2 protein-coding genes are annotated in these 1,479 nt (G+C 59.5%); both read right to left on the reverse strand.

Features of this window, described 5'->3' with window-relative positions:
- Positions 1-55: 55 nt before the first annotated feature.
- A complete protein-coding gene (locus OC610_RS27315) occupies positions 56-595 on the reverse strand; it encodes a DUF2058 domain-containing protein (RefSeq protein ID WP_030142404.1) in 540 nt (179 codons plus the stop codon).
- A gap of 26 nt (positions 596-621) precedes the next feature.
- Positions 622-1,455, reverse strand: a complete 834-nt coding sequence (gene mazG, locus OC610_RS27320) for a nucleoside triphosphate pyrophosphohydrolase (RefSeq protein ID WP_264432542.1) — start codon at positions 1,453-1,455, stop codon at positions 622-624.
- Between the last annotated feature and the right edge of the window lie 24 nt (positions 1,456-1,479).

The raw sequence follows: 1,479 nt of genomic DNA on the forward strand, positions 1-1,479 counted from the left end.
TCGCGAGCAGGCTCGCTCCCACAGGTCGTCCACAGGTCTTGCGATCAGCCCATCCTTACCACATCAAATCATCAGGAATCTGATACGCCGCGTACGGATCATCCGCATCGACTTCTTCGGTCTGGGTGTTGAGCTGGACGATGCGCTTGGGGTCGCGTTCCTGGATCTTCAGCGCCGCTTCGCGCGGGATCACTTCGTAGCCGCCGGCATGGTGGACGATCGCCAGGGAGCCGCTGCTGAGCTTGTTGCGCATCAGCGTATTGACCGAGATGCGCTTGACCTTCTTGTCGTCGACAAAATTGTAGTAGTCCTCAGTGGTCAGCTTCGGCAGGCGCGAGACTTCGATCAATTGCTTGATCTGCGCGGCCCGGGCCTTTTGCTCGGCCTTTTCCTGCTGCTGGCGATTGAGTTCCTGGTCGCGCTTGACCTTTTCGGCCATGGCTTCCTGGGCAGCACGCTGCTGGGAATCATCCAGCTCAATCTGGCCTTTGTGGGCCAGGCGTTGCTGTTTCTGCTTCTCTTTGCCGACCTGCTTGGCCTGCTTTTGGTTGACCAGCCCTGCTTTGAGCAACTGGTCGCGAAGGGAAAGGCTCATGGTGCTTACTCACTTAGGCAACGGCCTCAGCCACAGCTGGGCAAATTCTTTTCCTGACGTTTGGCTTCGCCCCACAAGGCGTCCAACTCTTCGAGGGTGCAATCTTCCATGGGACGGTGGGTGTCGCGCAATGCCTGTTCGATAAATCGGAAACGCCGTTCGAACTTTGCGTTGGCGCCACGCAGGGCCGCCTCGGGGTCCACCTTGAGGTGTCGCGCCAGGTTGACCACGCTGAACAAGAGATCGCCCACCTCATCGCTAATGGCTACGGGATCGTTGTCTGCCATGGCTTCGAGCACTTCGTCCAGCTCTTCCCTGACCTTATCGAGTACCGGCAACGGCCCCGGCCAGTCGAAACCCACCTGGCCGGCACGCTTCTGCAGCTTTGCCGAACGGGACAAGGCCGGCAGCGCCGCCGGGACGTCGTCGAGCAACGACAACTGTTCGGGCGCCGAAGCCTTCTCGGCACGTTCTTCGGCCTTGATTTCCTCCCAGCGCTGCTTCACCTCGTCCTCGCTCAGGCGCGGGATACCCACCGGCGCGTACAGGTCACCAGTAGGAAACACGTGGGGATGACGACGAATCAACTTGCGGGTGATGCTGTCGACCACGCCGGCGAATTCGAAACGGTTTTCCTCCCGCGCCAACTGGCTGTAATACACCACCTGGAACAACAGGTCGCCCAATTCGCCCTGCAAGTGATCGAAATCGCCGCGCTCGATCGCATCGGCCACTTCGTAGGCTTCTTCCAGGGTATGGGGGACGATGGTGGCGTAGGTTTGCCTGATGTCCCACGGGCAACCGTATTGCGGGTCCCGCAGGCGATTCATCAGGTGAAGCAGGTCTTCGAGGGTGTACATCAATCCATCCCGTCACAAAAATCC

Origin of the sequence: Pseudomonas agronomica (assembly GCF_025917275.1) — a bacterium.
In the GTDB taxonomy this organism is placed as follows: domain Bacteria; phylum Pseudomonadota; class Gammaproteobacteria; order Pseudomonadales; family Pseudomonadaceae; genus Aquipseudomonas; species Aquipseudomonas agronomica.

Coding starts and splice junctions, on each gene's coding strand:
- OC610_RS27315 (WP_030142404.1), bottom strand. CDS start 595: ATGAGCCTTTCCCTTCGCGACCAGTTGCTCAAAGCAGGGCTGGTCAAC.
- mazG (WP_264432542.1), bottom strand. CDS start 1,455: ATGTACACCCTCGAAGACCTGCTTCACCTGATGAATCGCCTGCGGGAC.